Origin of the sequence: Solemya pervernicosa gill symbiont (genome assembly GCF_002020875.1) — a bacterium.
Classification (GTDB): domain Bacteria; phylum Pseudomonadota; class Gammaproteobacteria.
Genome location: NZ_MPRL01000114.1, coordinates 1 through 6,215, shown reverse-complemented (window position 1 = coordinate 6,215; position 6,215 = coordinate 1). Strand labels below are relative to the sequence as shown.

Below are 6,215 nucleotides of genomic sequence, written 5' to 3'. Positions count from 1 at the left end.
CGGGGCGCCGCAGGCATAAACGGTCGCGTGAAGTTTTTGCTGTTTGCTTGGGCTTGGATGCCCAAAACAAACTCTCGCAAAAATAGCGACTCCCCTATCCATCGTTCGCTCCCAATCACAACTATGAATATACAGGCGGCGTAGATTGTCTTGGGACAATCGCACTAGCCTCGCTGTCCACACCAGTCAGTCATAGATGCTTGTCACATTACCTAACAAAACATCGTCTTTTCATGTGAGCAAGATCAGAATTCAACAAACACAGGAATATATCTCTATGACATACGATTATCACTATCACGCAACAATGTTCGCTGCACTCACAGCTGGCTTTGAATATGACGATGCGGTTGAGATTGCATCAGCCTCGCTATTTGTCGATTACTGCGACTATAGCAACTTTTCATACAACTTTAATATTGAAGGTGAGAATGTTGGTCGACCGATTCTTACCTCACAGTATAATAATGTAAGTGAGTGGGTTGATAAGAGTGATCCGAGTATTTGGGCTCTTTTTCATTTCCTGCCAGGAAACTTCAAGGTTGGCGATGATATTAAGAACCATGTAGTTCGAGACGTTCAAGGAGTAAAACTAAAAGAATTTATTACTCGACCAAATAGCCCTTTTGTAGATTACCTTAGAGACTCTGTACCAAATCAGTATCATGATTTTATAAACAGTCGACCGCGAGTCTCTAATTATGTCGCAGGTATATATGCGCATATCATTTCAGATACTTACGCACATCAGGACTTTTCCGGATTTAATCAGGGTAGTATCAATGATTGTGGGCCTTCTGTTCTTACCAATAAAAATGGAGAAATCAAGGAGCTTGATGTTAGTTTTGCATCGACAAAAGACGATCTAAAGGCCGCGCCTCCTGGTTTCAATGCAAATATGGGGCATGGAAGAATGGGGCATATGCCTGATTTTGGTTTTGCAAAATACAGCTATCAACCTGCGTGGAAAAAATCTAATGGCAAGTGGGTATATCATGAGCGCGACAATAAGAATGAGTTCATTAAAGCATTCACGGACCTGGTTAGCCTGTTTTACCGTATACGAACTGGCGAGAGAGATGTTCCTGTTTGCATCGATAGTAATCCCGGTCTTTCTGTAAAGGATGAACTTAAAATCCTTAAGTCAAACGTAAATACGGATCACCTTCTTGTTCCTCGGTCATTTATCGATCTTCTAATTAAGGATTACGAGTATGGAGATAATCATAATGGTGCAACTATAAAGTCAGCGAAAACATGGGCTGATAAATTGATCTCAATGGGGTATGCAGAGAATGATCCTCTAGGCTGTACACATAAAGATGGAACCTATGACAAAGACTGGGAAAAGAGGTTTATGAATACCTATAGCGATAGCTTTGATATCACTGGATTCCCAAATGTGGTCGAGCCGTCAATGCGCAAGGCTGAGCTGAAAATAGATTCTCCCTTCTATGACTATCAGGCTGCGGCAGCAGTAACCCTGAGGGTTTTGCTTGACGGATACAATGAGTTTGATGCCTTGAAAGATGGTAGAGAAAAGGTTGTTAAGAATGGCTGGGCGGTGAAAACTAGTCGTGATTTCGAAAAGCACGTTCACAAGAATCTATACGGGATCGATTTGTAACAGATTGCCGCTATTGCTGCAAATTGTTGGTACCCATGCCTATGCATGCATCAATAGCACAAAGCAATCATTGATGAAATACGGAGCGTGACTACTTTGCGCACGCTGCGTAATTCTCTTTTGTGTGGTTCTACGTAGATCCATCAGTGACTTTACTTCCGCTGACCGCCATGGATATCGGGGCGCCGCAGGCATAAACGGTCGCGTTAAGTTTTTGCTGTTTGCTTGGGCTTGGATGCCCAAAACAAACTCTCGCAAAAATAGCGACTCCCCTAGCGCCTGAACATAACTTATATGTATTGTTGTATGTACGTTATTAACAATAATAGGAGGCCGTTTTCACTGCTGAATTCAACAAGATCCGCGTCAATAATCAGTAAATAAAGTAAGAGTGTGTGTATGAAGTTGATGAATATCACAAGCAGTATTCCATGCTTGATAGTTCTAGGATCTATGTCGCTATCAGTCATGGCTAATGACAATCCTGCAAGAATGCTGAATGAGCTAAAACTCAAGTATGAGCATGCGAAGTTACTTGAGCAGGGTCTCGTTAACAAGGAGAAGTGCTACAAAGCCAACGCGACTTCTTTGCAAGGTTACAGTAATGATATGCAAAGATTATCTGGGATTGCGCGTGAAAAAAAGAGGAAACTAAGTCAAAAACAAGTCAAGTTAAATGCTGAAGTAGATTCACTTAACAGTAAATATAAAGATGCTGATAATGCGATGAAATCTGTTAGGTCAAGACTTATTAGTGAAATTAATAAAGCTAACAAGATTGAGACAGATTTTAGAGATTGTAAAAGGTATTTGGGGTTTATATGCGATATACACTACGAGGTTTGGGGCCAGTCAAGCGAATTACGTAGTCTGAAAGCAGAAATCCAAAATCACACAGGTAAGATGGGACGGCTTAAAGAAGATATTCAGAACACAGAATCTCATCTGAATAACGCAAGTACTGACCTAAGCTTGTTGAATGAAAATATATATAAGCATGAGCAAAGTATTGCTGAGACAGATAGTAATATTGTGGTGGTCAAGAAGAAGTTGTCTGATCTTGCTACGGCGAAGATGGATTACTCGGTGCTGATTGCTAGGCTCGATGGGTTTTTTACTGAGTTACCTAATATTAAGGAAATCGGTTACACAACTAATGCTACACAGGAATTTCTATCTGAAATTGTCGATCTAACCGAAACTATGGATAGCGCCATGTCAACAGACAAAGATAAAGGTGTTCGTCTGGCTAACGATAGAGTCATCTGTTCAAGCACTGATCGTCATGGAGAGTCTAGTGAGGACCATTAGTTCCCGACGGTTTATTCTATCTGGTTGTTCGAAGTTGAAAGCGCGAGTGATCGACGGAGAGAATGCCTGGGTGATTGTATGCCGGCGTAGATGCGCTGAGGTAGCTCTGTAGAATCGAGAAGAGACGATTGTGCAGCGTAGGCAGTAAGGTAGAGGCGCCGTTCGCATTAATGGCATCGTTACATATTTTTCTGCTTACTTTTGTTTTATACCAAAAAAGCTCCCACATAAATAATCTACACTCCAAATAGATGTTCATATTTAACAGAGGGTAAAAGTAATGAAGGATAAGAAATATGCAAAATAGTGTAATGGAAATTAATAATCACATTAATGAAACAGTTAAGAGTATTCTGAAAGGCGCATTCGATGAGTTGCCTGAGGCAGGTCACCCATTGGTAGATGACTATGTGCGGAGAATTCAAGGGACATATGATGTGTCAAAGTCTAAGTCTGATACAGACAATGCTATTGACCTGCTCTATATAGCCTACAATACGACACCGCAAGATGAAGGCGATATACGCGTCAGCATTGATAATCTTATGTCTCTACTCGTTGATGCACAGCAAAAAAGTGAGCTGAAAATGAAGAAGGCATATCAGAGTGCTTCATACAATACAAGGTTGCTTGGAGACTTATTCTTTGAGTGGTGTGAAGTGCGTAAAGCTATCGATAATCCGGAGCTAGTTAAGAGTTTTATCAGTGAAGAGTTATATGAGCTGGCGAATAAAATTAAAAAGAGCGCAGGGATTGTTGTAGGTGATCTTGAAAATATCGTAACAACATACGATAACATCATTATTGAGACGACAAAGACTACGTCTCATAGTCAGGAATCATTAGCCAATCGACTACACAATAAGGAAGAGATAAATAAAGAGATCACCAAGGATAATGGTGATCGCGAAAAAATCGAGAGTATGGTGGAAAGTCTCTCAGCTGACATACAAAAGTACGAAAAAGAGGCAAATGATATTCGATCGCGTGCTGAAAAAGCGGAGGATAGGGCGTTTTTCACGTCATTGGTAAAGGGCTTTACTGACGTTATTACAGGCGTGCTTCCTGCTATCACTGGTGGGTTGACTGGGGGTGGTAACTCGAACACACCTCGGCAACTGGCGCATCATGAGGATGATGATTCTTCTGGTGGTTCAGATGCGGATGTAATAAAGACAAAGAAGGATATTGCTGATAAGAGTTCAGAGTTGGCGGCATCTCAGCGAGAGAAGGATGAGCTTGAGGAAAAGGGAAAAAAGTTGGCAGTTGACAGGGAGGAGATTATCAAGGATGAAGGTTCTAGTGATGAAGCAAAGAGTTCAAAACTAGAGGCAATTGATAAACGTATTAATGCTAATACCTCTGACCTTAAAAATGTGGATGAAAAGTTATCGGTAGCAAAGGTTGCCCTTGATTCTCTTAAAGGCGCTTTAAAGTCATTAAGCGAAAGCATGGGAAAACAATCTAGTCAACAACAGGGAGTTGCACAAAATCTTCGTGACCAACAAATGAAAATGCTTGAAAAGGTTGAGGCGTATGAGAAGGAAAAGCGGGCGCAGTCAGCAGAGCTAGTCAAAATTAACGTTCTTCTAAAGGGGAAGCTTACAGAAAAGGAAGTTATTGAGTTGGCAGTTAAGTCACTAAATTTAAGTATCAAGTCGCTCAAGCGAATGCGTGAAATTGTAATTGAAATCAAGTCCTTTTTCATGTCATTTGAAGACTTTATGCAGATGGTTATGGATGATTCTGTGAGGCAGGTAGAGCTTTATGATGATGCGCTACAGCGCGACCATCTTACTGCTGGGTTTATCAGTCGCATCAAAAGAAATATCGATGAATTTTTCGTGACCCAATCTGCCGAATGGTTAGCAGCTGGGAATGTTTCGTCAAAATTTGTTTGTAATTTCAATGATGGGTGGAACAAATTAAATAAACTTAGTGGAACGTATCTAACGGGTGATGATCTCAAACACTACCTAGATCAAGCGTCAGATAAGATTGAACTAATATCAAATCACCGCGTGCAATCCTCTACTGAAAAACTTGATGTGATCAAAAACTATCGTGACAAGATGACAAGTGATCCTGGTATCAATGTGATGTCTGAATAATAATCCCTAAGGGGTGGGCTAATTATATCGATGACACGCATCGTTGTAGGCGTGGTCGCTACATATTCAAGCCATATTCTGAAGGAGGTGATGCTCATGATTTAGAATTCGTAACAATTGAGTTGTGTCTATATTGGGTGCCTACTGTCTATGTGTAAAATTATAGGCAGTAGGTATAAATAACATACTGGGAGAAAAATTTGAGAAACCAGTACAAGCGAAGAACCAGATCTTTATACTCTCTGCTGGCTGTTCTTGCTTTTGCTAGTGTGAATGGTTGCGCAGTTAAAATGGTGTCGGATTATGATGCAAGGCTTGCGCAGGAAATAAACGAAGTCTCTAAAGAGGTTGATGTTTTCTATGGTGGTCTAATCGAGACAAAAGAATCGGATAGGATGTACAGCAAATACAAGGATAAATATATACAAATTGAAGTTGATATTCGTTCGCTCCTGGTTCAAAACAAAAAACGACCGTTAAATTCAGAATCATCAAACGTGATAGAAAAGACGTTAAATAAATGGCTTAAATACAAAAAAGCGCACAGTGATACCAATGCTTATAAAACCGGTCTTGCAAAAATTCACAGGACTCGTTTCACTAGGCACTTCTCAGCTATGACAGCAGCAGAAGAGGCTAAAAAGCTTACCCAAAAAACTAACTAGCGATAAATATGGTGATATATGAAAATTGATATTGATACGGCTCTTGAAGGCGCGCTTTCTTCTATGAAGGAATCCGTTGATGGAGATTGGAATTGTTTAGAGGCCCACGCAAAGAAGGTCTTGGAAAACAATAAAGCGGCTCTTTCTGAGCTGGCTTTAATGAGAGTCAGAGGTGAAATTACTGCGGATGAGCTTAAATCAGAGCTAGAAGATGAAAGTGATACTCTCAGAGCTGAGATGTATGCGGCTCAGGTGATTACTAAAGCTATGGCGCAGAATGCAGCCAATGCCGTTACAGATGCCCTGATGAATGCTGTTAAGATAGCCATTTAGGTTTGCCAATGTGCGGTGACTCAGTTGTGGGATAATTATTGGGTCATCGCTTTCTCTATTGCGGTCAACTTGAACCTCCCCCAGTTTAACGGGTACTTTTAATAAGCGACAATGTCGCAATAGGAGTATCCAAATGACTAGAAAACGCAAGCCATATAAGACCTACAC

General features: G+C 40.7%; 5 protein-coding genes. All 5 read left to right on the top strand.

All coding sequences use genetic code 11. The annotated features are described in order from the left end of the window. Window positions 1-235: 235 nt before the first annotated feature. The 5 genes from BOW52_RS16265 to BOW52_RS16245 all read left to right on the top strand — a co-directional run bounded on the left by BOW52_RS16265 (window position 236) and on the right by BOW52_RS16245 (window position 6,047). Window positions 236-1,627, top strand: coding sequence for a DUF6765 family protein (locus tag BOW52_RS16265; RefSeq protein ID WP_078485135.1), 1,392 nt, complete (start codon window positions 236-238; stop codon window positions 1,625-1,627). A gap of 399 nt (window positions 1,628-2,026) precedes the next feature. Further along, complete coding sequence (locus BOW52_RS16260; RefSeq protein WP_135622577.1) at window positions 2,027-2,938, top strand: hypothetical protein; 912 nt, start codon at window positions 2,027-2,029, stop codon at window positions 2,936-2,938. Window positions 2,939-3,234: 296 nt separating this feature from the next. Beyond that, on the top strand, window positions 3,235-5,049 hold the full coding sequence (locus tag BOW52_RS16255) for a coiled-coil domain-containing protein (RefSeq protein WP_078485132.1): 1,815 nt from the start codon (window positions 3,235-3,237) through the stop codon (window positions 5,047-5,049). A 200-nt stretch (window positions 5,050-5,249) separates the two neighbouring features. Further along, on the top strand, window positions 5,250-5,714 hold the full coding sequence (locus tag BOW52_RS16250) for a hypothetical protein (RefSeq protein WP_135622575.1): 465 nt from the start codon (window positions 5,250-5,252) through the stop codon (window positions 5,712-5,714). Between the two features lie 18 nt (window positions 5,715-5,732). Further along, the gene (locus tag BOW52_RS16245) at window positions 5,733-6,047 is read left to right on the top strand and encodes a hypothetical protein (protein WP_078485130.1); all 315 of its coding nucleotides are present in this window, start codon (window positions 5,733-5,735) and stop codon (window positions 6,045-6,047) included. Window positions 6,048-6,215 lie beyond the last annotated feature (168 nt).